The organism is Herbaspirillum hiltneri N3 (assembly GCF_001267925.1).
GTDB lineage: Bacteria > Pseudomonadota > Gammaproteobacteria > Burkholderiales > Burkholderiaceae_D > Herbaspirillum > Herbaspirillum hiltneri.
On the sequence record NZ_CP011409.1, the window covers coordinates 535,474 to 553,679 of the forward strand.

16 protein-coding genes are annotated in these 18,206 nt (G+C 61.3%); 6 read left to right on the forward strand and 10 right to left on the reverse strand.

From position 1 onward, the window contains the following. Window positions 1-885: a LysR family transcriptional regulator gene (locus tag F506_RS02425; RefSeq protein WP_053195174.1), complete on the reverse strand. Its 885-nt coding sequence runs from the start codon at window positions 883-885 to the stop codon at window positions 1-3. A gap of 209 nt (window positions 886-1,094) precedes the next feature. On the opposite strand from F506_RS02425, the gene F506_RS02430 reads away from it, so the two are divergent. Beyond that, window positions 1,095-2,066 carry an agmatinase gene (locus F506_RS02430; protein ID WP_053195175.1) on the forward strand — a complete coding sequence of 324 codons (972 nt, stop codon included), beginning with the start codon at window positions 1,095-1,097 and terminating at the stop codon, window positions 2,064-2,066. 55 nt (window positions 2,067-2,121) lie between these two features. Beyond that, window positions 2,122-2,535, forward strand: a complete 414-nt coding sequence (locus F506_RS02435) for a RidA family protein (RefSeq protein ID WP_053195176.1) — start codon at window positions 2,122-2,124, stop codon at window positions 2,533-2,535. Here F506_RS02435 and F506_RS02440 read toward each other — a convergent pair whose 3' ends face one another. Genes F506_RS02440 through mltB form a run of 3 tightly spaced genes read right to left on the reverse strand, consistent with a single transcriptional unit; the run spans window position 2,536 to window position 7,049 of the window. After that, the gene (locus F506_RS02440) at window positions 2,536-3,699 is read right to left on the reverse strand and encodes a phosphotransferase enzyme family protein (RefSeq protein WP_053195177.1); all 1,164 of its coding nucleotides are present in this window, start codon (window positions 3,697-3,699) and stop codon (window positions 2,536-2,538) included. A gap of 24 nt (window positions 3,700-3,723) precedes the next feature. Further along, a complete protein-coding gene (locus F506_RS02445) occupies window positions 3,724-5,877 on the reverse strand; it encodes a TonB-dependent siderophore receptor (RefSeq protein WP_053195178.1) in 2,154 nt (717 codons plus the stop codon). 35 nt (window positions 5,878-5,912) lie between these two features. Continuing rightward, entirely contained in the window at window positions 5,913-7,049 is a 1,137-nt protein-coding gene (gene mltB, locus F506_RS02450) for a lytic murein transglycosylase B (protein WP_053195179.1), read from the reverse strand. A 224-nt stretch (window positions 7,050-7,273) separates the two neighbouring features. On the opposite strand from mltB, the gene F506_RS02455 reads away from it, so the two are divergent. After that, window positions 7,274-8,215 (forward strand): histone deacetylase family protein, encoded by a 942-nt coding sequence (locus F506_RS02455; RefSeq protein ID WP_053195180.1) that lies wholly within the window; start codon window positions 7,274-7,276, stop codon window positions 8,213-8,215. Here the strand turns inward: F506_RS02455 and F506_RS02460 are convergent. Further along, window positions 8,212-9,078, reverse strand: coding sequence for a LysR family transcriptional regulator (locus F506_RS02460; RefSeq protein WP_053195181.1), 867 nt, complete (start codon window positions 9,076-9,078; stop codon window positions 8,212-8,214). The two genes, F506_RS02455 and F506_RS02460, sit on opposite strands and share 4 nt — an antisense overlap. Window positions 9,079-9,277: 199 nt before the next feature. Between F506_RS02460 and F506_RS02465 the strand changes: the two genes are divergently transcribed. Beyond that, entirely contained in the window at window positions 9,278-10,723 is a 1,446-nt protein-coding gene (locus tag F506_RS02465) for an MFS transporter (protein ID WP_235471351.1), read from the forward strand. An 82-nt stretch (window positions 10,724-10,805) separates the two neighbouring features. Further along, window positions 10,806-11,759, forward strand: coding sequence for a ribosome biogenesis GTPase YlqF (gene ylqF, locus F506_RS02470; RefSeq protein ID WP_083458203.1), 954 nt, complete (start codon window positions 10,806-10,808; stop codon window positions 11,757-11,759). 175 nt (window positions 11,760-11,934) lie between these two features. Here ylqF and F506_RS02475 read toward each other — a convergent pair whose 3' ends face one another. From F506_RS02475 to F506_RS02485, 3 genes are all read right to left on the reverse strand, one after another. Then, window positions 11,935-12,735 carry a MetQ/NlpA family ABC transporter substrate-binding protein gene (locus tag F506_RS02475; RefSeq protein ID WP_053195183.1) on the reverse strand — a complete coding sequence of 267 codons (801 nt, stop codon included), beginning with the start codon at window positions 12,733-12,735 and terminating at the stop codon, window positions 11,935-11,937. Between the two features lie 64 nt (window positions 12,736-12,799). Then, window positions 12,800-13,453: a methionine ABC transporter permease gene (locus F506_RS02480; RefSeq protein ID WP_053195184.1), complete on the reverse strand. Its 654-nt coding sequence runs from the start codon at window positions 13,451-13,453 to the stop codon at window positions 12,800-12,802. Next, window positions 13,443-14,492 (reverse strand): methionine ABC transporter ATP-binding protein, encoded by a 1,050-nt coding sequence (locus F506_RS02485; protein ID WP_053195185.1) that lies wholly within the window; start codon window positions 14,490-14,492, stop codon window positions 13,443-13,445. Before F506_RS02485 ends, F506_RS02480 begins: the two co-directional genes overlap by 11 nt. A gap of 306 nt (window positions 14,493-14,798) precedes the next feature. Between F506_RS02485 and F506_RS02490 the strand changes: the two genes are divergently transcribed. Next, window positions 14,799-15,368, forward strand: coding sequence for a methylated-DNA--[protein]-cysteine S-methyltransferase (locus F506_RS02490; RefSeq protein ID WP_053195186.1), 570 nt, complete (start codon window positions 14,799-14,801; stop codon window positions 15,366-15,368). A gap of 210 nt (window positions 15,369-15,578) precedes the next feature. Here F506_RS02490 and groL read toward each other — a convergent pair whose 3' ends face one another. Next, complete coding sequence (gene groL / locus F506_RS02495; protein ID WP_053195187.1) at window positions 15,579-17,231, reverse strand: chaperonin GroEL; 1,653 nt, start codon at window positions 17,229-17,231, stop codon at window positions 15,579-15,581. Window positions 17,232-17,338: 107 nt separating this feature from the next. Next, on the reverse strand, window positions 17,339-17,629 hold the full coding sequence (groES, locus tag F506_RS02500) for a co-chaperone GroES (RefSeq protein WP_007882171.1): 291 nt from the start codon (window positions 17,627-17,629) through the stop codon (window positions 17,339-17,341). Window positions 17,630-18,206: the final 577 nt, after the last annotated feature.

The window sequence follows — 18,206 nt, forward strand, 5'->3', positions numbered from 1 at the left end:
TCAGGCTGCTTGATTGCCGGGATGCAGTTCTCTGAGGATGTCCAGGAAGAGGTCTGCGCGATACGTGGAGGGACGGGACGATTCGGTGACTGCGCAGATCTGATGATGATAGGACGGACCGTCGCTTCTCGCCCGGAGCGCATAGCGCTTGCCTAGCAGCTGGACGTAGTGCACCGGCAGGATGCCCAGATAGCAACCGGTCGCCACCAGCAGGCCGATGGCTTCCAGGCCGCCGGCATCAGGCCCGCGTGCGTAGCCTTCGGTCGCCAGCGCCTGGTCGACATATGGGTGCGGCCGGTAGACCAGCGGCAGATCGCCGGCGCCGCCCCTGGTTTTTTTTGCGGCGGTATAGACGCGATGGGTTTCTGAAAACAAGGGCAGGTAACTGAATTCGCCCTCGCGCGGATACCTGCCGCGAATCGCAATGTCGACGCGGTGCTCGCGCAATGCCTGGTTGAGATCGGGGAAGGTCATGACACTGATTTCCGGGCGCACGTTGGGCGCGCGCTGGCGCAGGATGGCAAGCGCCTCCGGGATCTTGCAGTCGGGATGCGTGAGCGTGTGTTCGACGATGCCGATCGACAGCGAACCGGACAACACGCCATGCACGGCATCGATTTCGGAGCGGATCCGTTCCAGCGAGCGCAGTGCATCCGAGGCCAGCTTGAGCGCCACCTCGCCCTCCGGCGTCAGCTTGAAACCGGCAGGGCCGCGTTCGCACAGGCGCACGCCGAGGCGCTCTTCCACTTCGCGCACGTGCCGGCTGATGGACGCCTTGGACATATGCAGGCGCTTTTCCGCCGCCGCGAATCCACCGGCCTGGGCCGCATTGCAAAACACCCGCAGAGAGCGCAGGTCGCGTTCGTCGAAGTCCAACTGGATCATGATTGCCCGCCGGGAAGGTAAGTGGGAAGCGAAAAGGAAAGGTATCGAATTTCAAGACTATACCTGCAAAACAATCATTTTTTATTGTCCGGGTTGCTTGCTACAGTCGAATCCACCTGGTCGTATCGATGCATGCGCTGGCTTCGATCTTGCATGGATACCGGCGCGTTTCTCTTCACCACCTCTCTCGTCCAAAAGGATCCCCGCTGATGGAGCAACTTACCGTAGCGCCGCGCACCGGCCACAAAACACTGCTGTATTCGGAGCTGGTCACCGACATGACCGACCTGAAGGCGGACATTGCAATCCTTGGCGTGCCGTTTGGTTCGGCTTACACGCCGCGCCAATTCACCAACGATCAGAGCAACGCGCCGCAGGCGATTCGCGATGTCACCGACCGCATCGTGCGCGCACCCGAACACTATGATTTCGATATCGACGGCCCGCTGCTGCAAGGCCGCACTGACATCCGTTTCGTCGATTGCGGCGACGTACTGCCGGATCTCGCGGTACCAGGCGATCATCAACGCCGCGCTGAACTGGCGATCCGGCAAATCCTGCGCGGCGGCGGCATGCCGATCGTGTTGGGCGGCGATCACGGCATCACTAATCCGGTGTTGCGCGGCTTCGACGAAGTCGGGCCGGTGACGATCGTGCACATCGATGCACATCTGGACTGGCGCGATGAAGTCAACGGCGTGCGCGACGGTTTGTCCAGCGTGATACGCCGCGCCTCCGAACTTCCGTTCGTCAAACATATCGTGCAGATCGGTCTACGCGCGCAAGGCAGCGGACGGCCTGCGGATTATGAAGCGGCCAAGTCCTGGGGAGCCGACCTGATCTCGGCCTACGAATTGCACGATATCGGCATGGATGCCGTGCTGGCGCGCATTCCCGACGGCGGCAATTATTATCTGACGATCGACGCCGACGGCCTCGATCCGACCATCATGCCGGCCGTCGACGGTCCGGCGCCCGGCGGCGTGAGCTTCGTGCAGGCGCGCAAACTGATCCATGGATTGGTGAAGAAGGGACGCGTGGTCGGCATGGATATCGTCGAAATCCAGCCGGTCAAGGACAACGCCAGCAAACTGACTTGCGTCACCGCCGGTCGCTTGATCGTCAATCTGATCGGCTCGACGATACGCGCCGGTTATTTCGACAAGAAGAACAAGGCGTAATCAATCCGACATCCGACATCCATCATTCCCCACACACTCATACACCGAGGCTCTCATGGAACACACGCGCATTCGCAGATTCAACACCAAAGATACTTATCCCGAACAAAACATCGACAACGATTTGTGCCAGGCGGTCGTCGCGCGTGGCACGACGGTGTTCCTGCGCGGCCAGATCGGGCAGAACCTGGATACCTCGGAAAGCGTCTGCATCGGCGACGCGAAAGGGCAGACCGAGCAAGCGATGTATAACATCGACATGCTGCTCAAGGAAGCCGGAGGCAAGCTGGAGCACATCTGCAAGGTGACGATCTACATCTCCGACCCGCGCTATCGCGAAGATGTGTATCGCGTGGTGGGCCGTTGGCTCAAGGGAGTGTTTCCGGTATCGACAGGTATTGTCGTGAGCGCTTTTGCGCGGCCGGAATATCTGGTGGAAGTGGATGCGACGGCAGTGATCCCGGACTGATCAGCCGGCAGCAGCCCGTTGCGCGATCCGCGCGAGCAGCTGCTGTCCTTCTGCGCTGTTGAACCATGCCGCATGTCCAAGATAGTACGCATCGTAGGCCAGCGCGGCATTGTTGGCCGAGCGCGTGACGCCGTGGAAATACGCCAGCTCGGCCAGCGCGAATTCCGCATGCACCAGCGGTAGCAGGGCCGCCAGCGCCAGCCACTGGCGCGACGTCAGCGGGCGCAACAGATGATAGCCGTCGAGCATGGCGTCGAGCAGGTCGGGATGGACGGCGTCGGTCTTGCCGGCCTGGATCGCCAGCCATTCGATGACGTTGCGCTCGATCGCGGTGGCCAGGTCGTGCAGCGCGCACGTGCGGTCGCTGAGACCGAAATCGAGGATGGTCTGGACCCCGGCGGCCGTGCTGCGGTCGCTCCACAGCAGGTTCGACGCGTGCCAGTCGTTGTGAGTCCACAGCGGCGTCAATTCATCCAGATAAGGCAACAGCTGCTTGTGGAACGGAAGTAGCGTGCCTACGGTTTCTCCGCGCCAGTCGCGATCTTTCAGGTAGTCGGCAATCGCCGGATAGCGTTCGATGTAGCGTTGCAGCGCCGGCAGCGGATCGGGCTGCGAAAAAATCGTGAAACTCGACACCAGCGTCTGCGCCTTGCGCGCCGGCGCAGCGTAATCCTGCGCGGCCAGGTGCAGGCGCGCCAGCGCCTTGCCGGCTTCGTGCGCGTGCACGCTGCTGCTGAACGGCGTCCACGACACCGCATCGCGATACAGGTCGACGCCGGCGGCGACGCCGTGCACTTCATAGGTCCAGTGATCGTCCGTAAAGGCAGTGGCGCCATCGACGGTCGTAAGCACTTCGCTGACGGCGATGCCGCGGCTGCGCAGGTGATTGACGAAGCCGTGTTCTTCGCTCAGGCCGGCGACATCGCGTACCGACAGATGGTGGCGCTTGACGAACACGTCCATGGTCGAGGTCGTCATCACGCAACCGGCCGAGAACGGCCGCGGGCTATGCCACACCAGGCGCTTCGGCGTACCGGCTTGCGGATAGTGCTGCAGCACGCGCGCCACCTCGGCCGAAGTCAGCGCCGGCCAGTCCGAGATCACGGCGTCGGCGTTCATGCCGTGGCTGAGTACACGGGTCAGGTGATGGGAGGCGGCTTCCATGCGGGCGGGGTTCCGGTTTTCGGCTTAGAAGTCGTATTGCACCGACAGGCGCGCCAGACGAGGAGCGCCGAGATGCAGATAGCTGTCGCCGAGCGACTCGCCGGTGTCTTTCCAGTAGCGCTTGTCGAACACGTTGTCGACGGTCAGGCGCACGATGGTCGGATGGCCGCCCATCCTGGTCTGATAGCGCAGGCCGGCGTTGAAGATGTGATACGACGGTACTGAGGCGCTGCCGTCGCGCGTGGCGGTCTTGCTGCCGCTGTACAGCCAGCTGCCCAGCAGGTTAAGGCCCGGCAGGGCCGCCAGTGCATAGTCGGCATACAGCGCGCTGCGCAGGCGCGGCACATTGATGGCTTGCTTGCCGTCGTAAGCCGGCGTGCCGGTACCATCGGCGCGCGCCTGGATGAAGGCGAGGCTGGCGGAGAGGCGCAGCTGCCTGGTGACATTGCCGGTGGCGCCGAGTTCGAGGCCATTGTGGGTCTGAGTACCTTGCTGGACGTACTTGAAGCCGCCTGCGCCGTCCGGTTGCGGGTACTCATATGCCTTCTTCATGCGAAACACCGCCGCGGTAAAACTCAGGTCCTTGTTCCAGTCGTACTTGATCCCGGTTTCCAACTGACGCGCCACCGAAGGGGGCAGGATGGTGGGGAAATTGGTCTGCCAGAATGCCGCCGCCGTGCCCATGCTCAGCGTCTCGGCGTAGCTGCTGTAGACCGACATGTTGGCTTGGGGCTTGTAGATCAGCGCGAGTTGCGGCAGGAACTGGTTGCGATCAGTATCGCGTGTGGTGGCGCCGGCCAGGTTGTAGGTTTTTTCCTTCAGCCAGAACTGGCGTCCGCCGGCCAGCACTTCCCAGTGCTCACCGAACTGCACGCGGTCGGTGAGCAGGATCGCCTGCTGGCGGCTGTCCAGATTGCGGTACGAGGCGGGAATGTCGGCGCCCGACGGCGCCAGCGGCGCAGCGACCGGATTGTAGATGTTGCCGGTGCCGACCGGGATGGAAATGCCGTCCGATTTGTCGACCACGCGGCGCGACATGGTCACGCCCAGCGTCACATCGTGCCTGACGGAACCCATGTTGAACTTGCCTTGCACGACTGCTTGCGCTTCATCGTTGCGACGCGTGTCGTCCGGGCTGCGGTAGTCGTATACGTCATAGTCGCCGTTGGCGGCGAAGGTTGGCGAGAACACGGTGGCGGAGTTGCTGCCGTAAGGGAAGGCCAGGTAATCGTCGATCACCGCGCGGCTGCGGCCGGCCGTGATGTAGCCGCGCCAGTCGGCGTTGAATTCCAAGTCGAGACGGGTGTTGAAGTTGAGCGAATCGATACGCACCGGTTGCGCCCACGGCTGCGGCGACAGCATGGTGGTCGGCGAGACGCCCGACGGCACCGTGGTGCCGCCCAGCAGCTGATAGCCGGCTACGGATTTCTGCGCCTTCTTCTGGTATTCGATATTGAAGGCGAGGCGCGCTTTCGTGCTGATGTCCCACGACGCCGCCAGCGAGGCGAAGTCGCGATAGCCGTTGCTGTAGTCGACGTAGGAATTGATATCTTCGTGCGCGGCGTTGACGCGCAGGCCGAACTGCTGGTGATCGCCGAACAGCACGCCCAGATCGGTCGACAGGTAGCGCGAACCGTTGGAGTCGGTGCCGAGCATGACCGAGCGTACGTCGGCCGGGCGCTTGGTCACGTAATTGACCAGGCCGCCGGCGTTGAGTACGCCGCCTTGCAGGCCGGCCAGGCCCTTGATGATCTCGACCTGTTCCTTGTTTTCCAAGGCGATGTTCTGTTCGCCGACCGCCGACAGGCCGTTGATGCGGTAGCCGCTCGCCAGATCCAGCGGAAATCCGCGCACGCTGATGTTTTCGTAATAGCCGACCGGCGCATAGTTTTCACCGATGCTGGCGTCGTTCTTGATGACGTCGCTGAGCAGGCGCGCCTGCTGGTCTTTCAGTTGCGCTTCGGTGATCACCGAGACCGATGCCGGCGTGTCCAGCAGCGGCGTCTCGCCAAAACCGGCGATGCCCGACGTGCGTGCGCGATAGGCGTCGGCGCGGTTTGCTTCGGCGCTGACGTTGATGGCCGGCAGCGTGCCGGCATCGGCGCCTTCTTCGGCGAAGGCGGTAGGGGAGATGCTGGCCAGCGTCAGGGAAATGGCGAGGGGAGAAATGCGTTTCATCGGTCTTGCTATTGGTTTCTGAATGTGGCCGGCGATTATTTTGCGCGGGCGGTGCGCACGGCGCGGGCCAGGTCGATCACCGACATGGCGTAGAAATAGCTGCGGTTGTATTGCGTGATCGCAAAGAAATTATTGGTCGCCAGCCAGTGTTCGGTCGGGGCCTCGCCGTTCTGCAGATCGACCAGGCCGTAGCGCAGGCCGGACGGCAGTTCGCTGCCGGGCACGACGCCGGCGGCACGCAATTCATCGGCGCTGAACTTGGCTTCCAGCCCCTGGTTGATCAGACTGTCGACTTTGCCGGGATCGGTAACGGTGGCGGAAAACACGGTCGGTTCGCCGCGCTGCCAGCCGTGGATCTTGAGGAAGTTGGCGACGCTGCCGATGGCGTCGACCGGCGAGTTGCGCAGGTCGATCTTGCCGTTGCCGTCGAAATCGACGGCGTACTGGCGAATGCTGCTCGGCATGAATTGCGGCCAACCGATGGCGCCGGCGTACGAGCCCAGCAGCGAGAACGGATCGATGTTGGATTCGCGCGCGAACAGCAGCGTGTTTTCCAGTTCGCCGCGGAAGAATGCCATGCGAGCGTCGCGGTTGGCTGTCTTGGGATAGTCGAAGGCCAGCGTGGTGATGGCGTCGAGCACGCGGAAATTGCCGGTGTTGCGGCCGTAGACGGTTTCCACGCCGATGATGCCGACAATGATTTCGGCCGGCACGCCGTATTGCGCTTCGGCACGCGACAGCGCCAGTTCATGCTCGTCCCAGAAATCGACGCCGGCGTTGATGCGTTTCGGTTCGACGAAGCGCGCGCGATAGGCCTGCCAGTTCTTCGGCTTGCCGCTCGGGGCCGGCTTGATCAGCTGGATTGCGGTATCGATATAACGCGCCTTGTTGAAGAGCGCTTGCAGGGCAGCCTTGTCGAAGCCGTTGCGTGCGACCATTTCGTCGATGAAGTCGTTGACTTCCTTCCACTGGCTGAAATTGGCGAACTCGCCGTCCTCGGCCGGAGCGGCTTTCTTTTTCGGCTTGGCCTGCCCGGCTTTCACGCTGCTTTTATCGGCTTTATTCTTGTGATGCGTCGATTCCGCGTGGACTGCTGCGGGGATCAGGCAAGCAAGGGTGAGAGCGGACAGGCCGAGCAGGCGAGGAAAACGAAGGCAGGGTTTCATTGACATGGATGGCGCAGCGCTGCGCGTAAGGTAGCTGACAGACAAGTCAGCCAGTATACATGATCGGCCGGGCGGTCCGACCGCCGCCCACTCCCGCCGAAGCGCTTGGATGTACACTAGAGGCAGGTGCCACCGCCACCGCCACCGCAGCCGCAGCCGCAGCAGATGCCCGGGACGCGACGGACGCCACGAGACACTCCCGTACCGGGAGGAACGAAGCAAAGATAATAATGACGACTGCTTTTTATACGCATGCCGACTGCCAGCGCCACGAGATGGGCGACTGGCATCCGGAGACGCCGCTGCGCCTGCAGGCCATCGAGGATCAACTGATCTCCAGCCGCATCGACCAGTTCCTTGAACGGCGCGAGGCGCCGCTGGCCGAGGTCGCCGACATCGAGCGCGTGCACACCGCCAACGCGGTGGCGTTGATTCGCGACAACGCCGCCACGCTGGCGCAGGACGATGTTGCACACTACCCGCTGGACGCCGACACCTCGATCAACCGCCACAGCTGGAACGCCGCCTTGCGTGCGGCCGGAGCCGCCGTCGCCGCGACCGATGCAGTGATCGCCGGTGAGCTCGAAAACGCCTTCTGCTCGGTGCGTCCTCCCGGACATCACGCCACGCCGACCACACCGATGGGTTTTTGCCTGTTCAACAACGTTGCCATCGCGGCGCGTCACGCGATGGAGATCCATGGCCTCGAGCGCGTCGCCATCGTCGACTTCGACGTGCATCACGGCAACGGCACCGAAGCCGCCTTCAAACATGATCCGCGCGTGCTGATGGTGAGCTTCTTCCAGCATCCGTTCTATCCGTTCAGCGGCGCCGATCCGGCCGAGCCGCACATCCTCAACGAGCCGTTGCCGGCTTACACGGCGGGTAACGTGGTGCGCCAGCTGGTGACCGACAAGTGGCTGCCGGCGCTGCACGCGCATCAGCCGCAGATGATCTTCATCTCGGCCGGTTTCGACGCCCATCGTGAAGACGACATGGGACAGATGGCGCTGGTGGAAGCCGATTACGCCTGGATGACCAGGCAGATCATGGACGTGGCGCGACAGTACGCGCGCGGCCGCATCGTGAGCTGTCTGGAAGGCGGCTACAACCTCTCGGCGCTGGGCCGCAGCGTGGTGGCGCACCTCAAGGTGCTGGCTGATCTCGACTAGAGACGGTCGTAAGCCGCCACAATGGCATCGGCCACGGCGCGCACGCGGGCGGTGCGATTGAGGTCGCTGTGCAGCACCAGCCACATGTCGTAAGGCTCGGCGCGTTCGGGCCAGATCCGCACCAGCTGCGGTACCGTGTCGCCCATGTGCGTGGGCAGCTCGCCGATGCCCAGTCCCGCCGCCACCGCTTCGATCAGCATCAGCCCCGAGCTCACTTCCATCGCCACGCGTGCGTTGGCGGTCGATTCGCCGCAGATGCTCTCGAGCTGCGACGCAGAGACCGCGCGCTGGTAAATCACGACGTCATGTCCGGCCAGCGCAGTGCCGGGTTGCGGCTGGCCGTGCTTTTTGACGTAGCTCCTGGAGGCGTAGAGGCCGACCGCCAGCCGCTTCAGGTGACGCGAAATCAGGTCGGGACTGGTCGGGCGCAGGCTGCGCACGGCCAGGTCGGCCTCGCGCCGGGTCAGGTTTGAAACCTGCGTCGAGGTCGTCAGCACCACCCGAATCGCGGGATGATCGGCAGCCAGTTGCTGCATGGCCGGCATCAGCACGTGCTTGGCCATCGTATCGGTGGCGGCAATGCGCACCACGCCGCACAGGCGCTCGTCGATACCCTGCATCTGGCGTTGCAGCTGGTCTGCCGCCAGTTCCATCTTTTCGACAGCGGCCACGGCCAGGTCGCCGGCGGGCGTCGCCACGTAGCCGGCCGGGGTGCGCAGGAACAGCCGCGCGCCCAGCGATTTCTCCATTGCGTTCAGACGGCGGCCGACCGTGGCCTGGTCGATCTGCAGTTGTTCGGCGGCGCCGCGCAAGGTGCCGGCGCGCTGTATCGCCAGGAAAATACGGGCGTTGTCCCAATCCATGATGGTTCCTATTGCAGACAGGTGAGTGATGGGTAAGCGAAGGGTAAGCGTTTGGGTGATGCAAATTTGCATCAGAGCGCTGAGCTTATGCTTATTTATTGCATTGCGCAACCAGCCTAGAATGGCATCCTTGCTCGCATTCCCTCCGCTTCGCGCGTTGGATGCCGGGCGGCAACCCTATCGAAAGAGAAGTGCTCCCATGTCTACTCAATCTACTCAATGTCCCGCGCCGGCCGGCACCATCGCCGCGATTCCGCGCAAGGCCGACGCCCATATTGGCCTGCTGCCGCTGGTGACGCTGGCCATCGGCTTCGTCATGGCGATGCTCGACGTCACCGTGGTCAATGTCGGTTTGTCATCGATTGAAAAAAGCCTGGCGACGCCGCTGAGCATGCTGGTCTGGATCGTCGACGGCTATACGCTGAGCTTCGCCGCCATGCTGCTGGTCGGCGGCGCACTGGCCGATCGCTACGGCGCCAAGAATATCTATCTGCTCGGACTGGTGCTGTTCGTGGTGGCGTCGCTGCTGTGCGGCGCGGCGCCCAACGGCGGCATGCTGGTTGCCGCGCGCCTGTTGCAAGGCCTGGGCGCGGCGTTCTTCATGCCAAGTTCGCTGAGCCTGCTGACCCATGTCTATGAAGACGACCGCGTGCGCGCCCGCATGCTGGGCGTCTGGTCGGCCACGGTCGGCGGCGCGGCAGCGGTGGGGCCGCTGGTGGGCGGCATCCTGATCCATTCGTTCGGCTGGCGCAGCGTGTTCCTGATCAACGTGCCGGTCGGCTTGCTCGGCCTGTTCATGGCCGTCAAAATGATTCCGGCGGTGGAACGGCACATGCGGGCGCTGACCATCACCAGCCATTTCCTCGGCGTGCTGATGCTGGCTGCGCTGAGCTTCGTGCTGATCCAGGGACCGGTGTACGGCTGGACCTCGCTGCCCATTGTCACGGCTGTGATCGTGGTGGTGCTGGCGCTGGGCATGCTGGTGCAGCGCGAACGTCGCGGCGCGGCGCCTTTGCTGCCGCGTGCGCTGTTCGCCACGCCGCAGTTCGCAGCCGCCAACGGCATCGGCTTCCTGATCAACTTCGGCGTCTACGGGCAGTTCTTTTTCCTGGCGCTGTTCCTGCAGCAGGCGCGCGGCGCCGACGCGCTGCAAACCGGTCTGCAGATGCTGCCGATGATGGCGGTGATCTTCATCGGTAACCTGACTTCCGGCCGCATGACGGCGCGTTTCGGACCGCGTTTGCCGCTGCGCCTGGGCCTGACGGTGGGCGCGGTGTTTTCTGCGGTGCTGATCGGGTTGACGCCGGAGACGCCTTACTGGATGCTGGCCGTCGCCGGCGCGCTCGCCAACCTCGGCATCAGCACCGCCATTCCGGCCATGACTACCGCCGTGATGCAGGTGGCCGGCAAGGGCCACGCCAACAGCGCCGCCGCCGCGCTCAATGCCAATCGCCAGATCGGCGCGCTGGTCGGTGTGGCGTTGATGGGCGCGATCCTGCACAGCTTCGGCGGCTGGATCACGCGCATCGTGCTGGCTTACGGCGTGGTGGCGATCGTCTACGCGTTGGCCCTGGTGCTGGTGTTGCGCTATGTCAATACGCGCTCGGCGGCAAGCACGGCTGCCGTCGCACCAGCCGGGGAATAAGCACGCTCCGGTCTTCTTTTTGGAAGCAAACAGGCCGCAGGCCGTAAAATAGCGGCTTATTTTGCAAAAAGAAGAATTCCGCATGTCTATTCAATGGTTCCCAGGTCACATGAACGCCGCCCGCAAGAAGGCGGCGGAAGCGATGGAAAAGGTCGACCTGGTCATCGAGGTGGTGGATGCCCGCCTGCCGCAGGCCAGCTGCAATCCCATGATCGAGCAGATCCGCCTGTTTCGCCAGCGGCCCTGCCTGAAGATCCTCAACAAGAGCGACCTGGCCGATCCGTCCGTCACGCAAGCGTGGATCGCGCATTACAACAGCCAGAAGAACGTCAACGCCGTCGCGCTCAGCTGCAAGAAGCCGAGCGACGTCGCCAAGGTGCCCAAGCTGGCGCTGGCGCTGGCGCCGCATCGCGGCACGCCGTTGAAGCCGCTGCGCATGATGATCATGGGCATTCCCAACGTCGGCAAGTCGACGCTGATGAATGCGCTGCTCAAGAAGCGCGTGGCCGCCGTCGGTGACGAGCCGGCCGTGACCAAGACCCAGCAGCGTCTTTACCTCGGCAACAACATGGTGCTGATCGATACGCCCGGCATGCTGTGGCCGAAGATCCAGCACCCCAGCGACGGCCTGATGCTGGCCGCCAGCCATGCGATCGGCAGCAATGCGCTGATCGAGGAAGAGGTTGCCACCTTCCTCGCCGATGAACTGCTCAAGCGCTACCCGCACTTGCTGGCGGCGCGTTACGGTTTCAAGACCGAAGGCATGGACGGCGTGGCGGTGGTGGAGGGCGTTGCCACCAAGCGCGGTTTTCGTCTCAAGGGCGGCGACTTCGATTATGAAAAGGCGGCGCACACTTTCCTGCAGGACTATCGCACCGGCGCCCTCGGACAAATCACGCTGGAGACGCCCGCCACGCGCGCCGAGCTGCTGGCAAACTACCAGGCCGAGCTGGCCATCGCGGCAGCGGAAGAGGCCGCAGAACTCGCTGCCATCGCCGCCGAGGAAGCGGAAAAGAACCGCGGCCGTCCCGAGTAACACGCCGGTATGCCGACGCCTGAAAAGCCCGCTCATGCGGGCTTTTTTTATTGCGCTGCCATCGGCGCCGGCACAGTGCTCAGCCGTTTTTTTTCGCTGTTCGGAAACCCGGGGCGTAAAAAAGGGCTTTCCGAAGAAAGCCCTTTTTGCGGCGGAACTGCTTGCCGGGGATGCGTTACCAGGAAGTCACGACCGAGTTCTTGTACTTCTCGATCACGAACTTCTTGATTTCCGGGCTGTGGTAAGCCTTGATCAGCTTGGCGACCCAAGGCTTGTCCTTGTCTTCGACGCGTACGGCGATGACGTTGACGTAAGGGCCCTTGGCGGCTTCGATGGCGATGCCGTCCTTGGTTGGCGACAGGCCTGCGGACTCGGCGAAGTTGCCGTTGATGGCGGCAGCATCGAAGTCATCCAGCGAGCGTGGCAGTTGCGCTGCGTCCAGTTCGATGATCTTGACCTTCTTCGGATTGTCGACGATGTCCAGCGGTGTCGCCTTCAGGCCGGCATCAGCCTTCAGCTTGATCACGCCTTGCGCTTGCAGCAGCAGCAGCGCGCGGCCGCCGTTGGTCGGATCGTTGGGAATACCGACGCGGGCGCCGTTCTTCAGGTCCTTGAGCGACTTGATCTTCTTCGAGTACACGCCCATCGGGAAGGTGATGGTGGTGCCGACGCTGACCAGCTTGTAGCCGCGGTCCTTGACTTGCGCATCCAGGTACGGCTGGTGCTGATAGCTGTTGGCGTCGAGATCGCCGGCAGCCAGCGCCGCGTTCGGCTGGATGTAATCGCTGAATTCAACGATCTGCAGCTTCAGGCCGTCTTTCTCGGCCAGCTTCTTTACCTGCTCCAGGATTTCAGCGTGCGGGCCGCCGGTGGCGCCGATCTTGATCGGCTTGTCCTGTGCCAGGACCGGTGCGGACACCAGGCCGGCAACTACGCCCAGACCTGCGAAAAACTGGATTAATTGACGACGATTCATTGTTTCCCTCTCTCTTCGATAGCAGCAGCGGATAGCTGCATTGTTTTTTTGCCTGGACCTGTTCTTAACGATGGCTCAGACGACGTACCAGGACATCTCCCAGCGTTTGCACCAATTGCACAAATACAATCAGGATCAGCACCACTGCCAGCATCACCTCCGGCAGGAAGCGCTGGTAGCCGTAGCGGATGCCGAGGTCGCCCAAGCCGCCGCCGCCGATCGCGCCGGCCATGGCGGAATAGCCGACCAGGCTGACGAAGGTGATCGTAAGACCCGCGACGATACCAGCAAACGCTTCAGGCACCAAGACCTTGTAAATGATTTGCCAGGTGGTCGCGCCCATGGCTTGCGCGGCTTCGACCAGGCCGTGGTCGACTTCGCGCAGGGCGGTCTCGACCAGGCGCGCGATGAACGGCGCCGAGGCGATGGTCAGCGGCACGATCGCGGCGGCAGTGCCGATCGAGGTGCCGACGAAGAAGCGCGTGAATGGAATCACGGCCACCAGCAAAATGATGAACGGCGTCGAACGCACGGCATTGACCAGCAAGCCGGCCACGCGGTTGAACGCGACGTTGGGCAGGATGCCCTTGCGTTCGGTCAGGTGCAGCGCGATGCCCAGCGGCACGCCGAAGACGGCGCCGAGCAGGCCGGAAATGCCGACCATCATCAGGGTTTCGCCGAACGAGCTGACGAAGAGGTCAATCAGTTCAGATGACATGGTTCAGCTCCTCCACCACGACGCCTTGCGCACGCAGGTAATTCATTGCATTGGTAATGTTCTCGGCGGTGCCGTTGGCGAGGATCGCCAGCGAGCCGAAGGCCTGGCCCTGGATTTCGTCGATCTGGCCGTGCAGGATGTTGAAGTCGAGATCGAAACGGCGCACCGCTTCCGACAGGTGCGGCTGGTCCACGCCCGAGCCGGTGAAGGCGAAGCGGAACAGGTGATCAGTGCCCGAGCCTGCCTCCGTATTGGCCAGGCGCGCGCGCAGGCGCTCCAGTACGCCCTTGGGCAGTTCATGCGCGATGACGTCGCCGATCAGGGCGCGCGTGACTTCATGTTTGGGTTCGCGGAACACGTCCAGGACTTCGCCCTGTTCGATGACTTCACCGGCTTCCATCACGGCGACGCGGTCGCAGATGACCTTGATGACTTCCATCTGGTGCGTGATGAGGACAATGGTCAGGCCCAGTTCCTTGTTGATCTTGCGCAGCAGTTCCAGGATCGAGCGGGTGGTTTCCGGGTCGAGCGCCGAGGTGGCTTCATCTGACAGCAGCACTTTCGGATCGTTGGCCAGGGCGCGGGCGATGCCGACGCGCTGTTTCTGGCCGCCGGAAATCTGCGCCGGATAGCGATCCTTCAAGGCGGTCAGGCCCACCAGCTCCAGCAGCGGTTCCACCTTTTTCGCGATCTCGGCCTTGGACAGGCCGGCCAGCTCCAGCGGCAACGCGATGTTGTCGTACACGGTGCGCGAGGACAGCAGGTTGAAGTGCTGGAAAATCATGCCGATATGGCGGCGCGCATCGCGCAGGTCGTCAGCCGACAGCGTGGTCATGTCCTTGCCGTCGAGGATGATCTTGCCCTCGGTCGGGCGATTGAGCAGATTGATGGTGCGCACCAGCGTGCTCTTGCCGGCGCCGCTGCGGCCGATGATGCCGAAGACTTCGCCCTTGCGGATGGACAGGTCGACGTTGCGTACCGCGTCGACCGTGCCGCTGCCGTTGGGGAAGCGTTGGGTGACCCCCTGTATTTCGATCATATTGCTTTCGATGTTGCCTGAATGAAAAAGGCAGCAGGCCGGCCCGAGGCAGGCTGCTGCCGATATTTTTCGGATTTTTTATATAGACCCGTGATTTTATGAGGATTTCGTTGCAGGCGGAACTACATTTTGCATATTCCCTAATGAGGAAAAGGCATAACCACGCGCTTCCCGGCGCGAATTGCAAAGAACAACGCCGGTCGGGTGCATGCCGGGGATTTTCATTTTGACAATCTCCGCAACCGGGTCCTGCATGCTCGCCGCAATGCGATTAAGATAGCCGTCCCGGTCCCGAGGAAACCATCGATGCCATACGTCTATACAACCATGCAGTCGCCCGTCGGCGAGCTGACTCTGGTCGGCCGCGGTGAGCGGCTGGCGGCGATCCTGTGGGAAAACGACAAGCCCACGCGCGTGCGCCTGGGAGAAATGAGTCCCGACCCGGACAGCGCGGTGCTGCAGGAGACCGAACGCCAGCTCAACGAATACTTCGCCGGCAAGCGCAAACAGTTTGAAATCGAGCTGGATTTCACCGGCACCGATTTCCAGAAACGGGTGTGGGCGGCGCTGCTGACCATCCCGTTCGGCGAAACCCGCAGCTACAGCGAAATCGCCTTGCAACTGGGCGATATCAAGGCGGTGCGTGCAGTCGGTGCGGCCAACGGCAAAAATCCGATTTCCATCATCGCGCCATGCCATCGCGTCATCGGCGCCTCCGGCGAGCTGACCGGATTCGCCGGCGGCCTCAAGGCCAAGGAACTGCTGCTCACGCTGGAAGGCGCCCATGCCTTGCACAACAAGCCCGGCACCGCAGTTCCGCAAAAGCGCCGCAGCAAGCTGCCGGATCCCAATCAGGGTTTGCTGTTCGCGGATTGATCTGAATTGATCTGAATTGATCTGAATTGATCTGAATTGATCTGAATTGATCTGAATTGATCTGAATTGATCTGATTTCTGGCCGCAGACGCAAACGCAAACTCTCCGCGCAATAAAAAAGGCCTCGATCGCTCGAGGCCTTTTTTTTGTGCTGCAGGAAAGCGTGCTTTCCGGTGCGCCCGCATTCCGGAGAATGCAGGCGCAGCCGAATTACATCATGCCGTCCATACCGCCCATGCCGCCCATACCACCCATGCCGCCTGGCATGCCGCCGGCTGCCTTGTCTTCCGGCAGTTCAGCAACCAGTGCGTCGGTTGTCAGGATCAGGCCGGCAACCGATGCTGCGTTTTGCAGAGCGGAGCGGGTGACCTTGGCTGGATCCAGAACGCCCAGTTCAACCAGGTCGCCGTAGGTGCCGTTGGCAGCGTTGTAACCGTAGTTGCCCGAACCGGCCAGCACGGCGTTGATCACGACCGAAGGTTCGTCGCCTGCGTTGAACACGATCTGACGCAGTGGCTCTTCGACAGCGCGCAGAACGATCTTGATGCCGGCTTCCTGATCGGCGTTGTCGCCCTTCAGGTTCTTGACGTTGGCGCGAGCGCGCAGCAGGGCAACGCCGCCGCCTGGCACAACGCCTTCTTCAACCGCAGCGCGGGTAGCGTGCAGAGCATCTTCAACGCGTGCTTTCTTTTCCTTCATTTCGACTTCGGTGGCTGCGCCAACCTTGATCAGTGCAACGCCGCCTGCCAGCTTGGCAACGCGTTCTTGCAGCTTTTCACGATCGTAGTCGGAAGTCGCTTCTTCGATTTGCGCGCGGATTTGCTTGACGCGTGCTTCGATAGCGATGGCTTCGCCGTTGCCGTCGATGATGGTGGTGTTTTCCTTGCCGATTTCGATGCGCTTGGCTTGGCCCAGTTCAGCCAGAGTGGCTTTTTCCAGGGTCAGGCCGACTTCTTCAGCGATCACTTGGCCGCCGGTCAGGATAGCGATGTCTTCCAGCATTGCCTTGCGACGGTCGCCGAAGCCAGGAGCCTTGACGGCTGCAGTCTTCAGGATGCCGCGGATGTTGTTCACAACCAGAGTTGCCAGTGCTTCGCCTTCGACATCTTCAGCGATGATCAGCAGTGGACGGCCGGCCTTGGCGACTTGTTCCAGGATAGGCAGCAGGTCACGGATGTTCGAAACCTTCTTGTCGAACAGCAGGACGAACGGGTTTTCCAGGGCAACAACTTGCTTTTCTTGGTTGTTGATGAAGTATGGGGACAGGTAGCCGCGGTCGAATTGCATACCTTCGACGATGTCCAGTTCGTTTTCCAGCGACTTGCCGTCTTCCACGGTGATGACGCCTTCTTTACCGACTTTGTCCATTGCCTTGGCAATGATGTCGCCGATATCGGAATCCGAGTTGGCCGAGATCGAACCGACTTGAGCGATTTCCTTGCTGGTTGTTGTTGGCTTCGCCAACAGCTTGACTTCGCCGACGATGGCGGTGACAGCCTTGTCGATGCCGCGCTTCAGGTCGGTTGGGTTGAAACCGGCTGCAACGTACTTGAAGCCTTCGCGAACGATCGCCTGAGCCAGCACGGTAGCGGTAGTTGTACCGTCGCCTGCGTTGTCGGAAGTCTTGGAGGCAACTTCTTTAACCAGTTGCGCGCCCATGTTTTCCAGCTTGTCTTTCAGTTCGATTTCTTTCGCAACCGAAACGCCGTCCTTGGTGACGGTCGGAGCGCCGAAGCTGCGCTCCAGAACCACGTTGCGGCCCTTGGGACCCAGAGTTACCTTGACTGCGTTAGCCAGGATGTTGACGCCATTGACGATTTTTGCACGTGCGTCATCGCCGAAAATTACTTGTTTTGCTGCCATGTTGGATTCTCCAAAAATTCGTTTGAATTGGCTTGATCAGCCTCGATCAGAATTGTTCGCTGCCGGCGCAGGATGTGTTGCACAGCGCCGAGGCAGCAGGAAGTCGATTATTTTTCGACGACGGCGAACAGGTCTTCTTCACGCATGACCAGCAGTTCCTGGCCATCGATCTTCACGGCTTGGCCGGAGTATTTGCCGAACAGAACGCGGTCGCCGACCTTGACTGCCAGCGGACGGACCTTGCCGTCATCGAGGATCTTGCCGTTGCCGACAGCCAGGATTTCGCCTTGATCTGGCTTTTCAGTTGCTGCGTCAGGCAGCACGATACCGGATGCGGTCTTGGTTTCTTGGTCGAGACGCTTGACGATAACGCGATCGTGCAAAGGACGAAGGCTCATGAAAACTCCTTAAATTCAATAAGTTAAAAAAAACTGCGAAATAATTGCGGCATCGGCTGCAAAGTGTACTTAAGCCCTGCAGCAAGAAATCCGTGCCACATCGGAAAAGTGGTAGGCCAGGATGAGTTGTTAGCACTCTCCCCTAACGAGTGCTAAGTATAGGGGCGCGATGGCGGTTTTTCAAGGGTGGGATGATGTCCGCGATCATAATTAATGTCACAGCGATCAAAAATAATGTCACTAAGATTTGTTTTTAAAATCAATGACTTGAAGGGTATTTTGCGAATCTTTTCGTGAATTCATTGGGATTTTAGGCGCCGGACTGCAATTTTTTATCGAAATTTAAAATTGTCTTTTAGGGCTTTGTCGGTGGAATTCGTTTAAGTCTGTACTTCGGTGACGTAACTCTGCACTTTCCCAAGATAATCAAACATTTCCAAAGAGAAATATTTGCAATAAAAATCAGAAGGCGTGGTATAGATCTTTCCCTTTTCGTCGGCAACCATGTTGATTTGCATTGAAATTTCAATCCGGGATATAGCTCACAGGCTCGCCATTCCCCGCGACACTGTTGATT

Bases quoted from the DNA above. Each gene is read 5' to 3' on its own strand.
- F506_RS02435 (WP_053195176.1), top strand. From the start codon at position 2,122: ATGGAACACACGCGCATTCGCAGATTCAACACCAAAGATACTTATCCC.
- F506_RS02440 (WP_053195177.1), bottom strand. From the start codon at position 3,699: ATGGAAGCCGCCTCCCATCACCTGACCCGTGTACTCAGCCACGGCATG.
- mltB (WP_053195179.1), bottom strand. From the start codon at position 7,049: ATGTCAATGAAACCCTGCCTTCGTTTTCCTCGCCTGCTCGGCCTGTCC.
- F506_RS02425 (WP_053195174.1), bottom strand. From the start codon at position 885: ATGATCCAGTTGGACTTCGACGAACGCGACCTGCGCTCTCTGCGGGTG.
- F506_RS02445 (WP_053195178.1), bottom strand. From the start codon at position 5,877: ATGAAACGCATTTCTCCCCTCGCCATTTCCCTGACGCTGGCCAGCATC.
- F506_RS02430 (WP_053195175.1), top strand. From the start codon at position 1,095: ATGGAGCAACTTACCGTAGCGCCGCGCACCGGCCACAAAACACTGCTG.
- F506_RS02460 (WP_053195181.1), bottom strand. From the start codon at position 9,078: ATGGATTGGGACAACGCCCGTATTTTCCTGGCGATACAGCGCGCCGGC.
- F506_RS02485 (WP_053195185.1), bottom strand. From the start codon at position 14,492: ATGATCGAAATACAGGGGGTCACCCAACGCTTCCCCAACGGCAGCGGC.
- F506_RS02475 (WP_053195183.1), bottom strand. From the start codon at position 12,735: ATGAATCGTCGTCAATTAATCCAGTTTTTCGCAGGTCTGGGCGTAGTT.
- F506_RS02480 (WP_053195184.1), bottom strand. From the start codon at position 13,453: ATGTCATCTGAACTGATTGACCTCTTCGTCAGCTCGTTCGGCGAAACC.
- F506_RS02490 (WP_053195186.1), top strand. From the start codon at position 14,799: ATGCCATACGTCTATACAACCATGCAGTCGCCCGTCGGCGAGCTGACT.
- groES (WP_007882171.1), bottom strand. From the start codon at position 17,629: ATGAGCCTTCGTCCTTTGCACGATCGCGTTATCGTCAAGCGTCTCGAC.
- groL (WP_053195187.1), bottom strand. From the start codon at position 17,231: ATGGCAGCAAAACAAGTAATTTTCGGCGATGACGCACGTGCAAAAATC.
- F506_RS02465 (WP_235471351.1), top strand. From the start codon at position 9,278: ATGTCTACTCAATCTACTCAATGTCCCGCGCCGGCCGGCACCATCGCC.
- ylqF (WP_083458203.1), top strand. From the start codon at position 10,806: ATGTCTATTCAATGGTTCCCAGGTCACATGAACGCCGCCCGCAAGAAG.
- F506_RS02455 (WP_053195180.1), top strand. From the start codon at position 7,274: ATGACGACTGCTTTTTATACGCATGCCGACTGCCAGCGCCACGAGATG.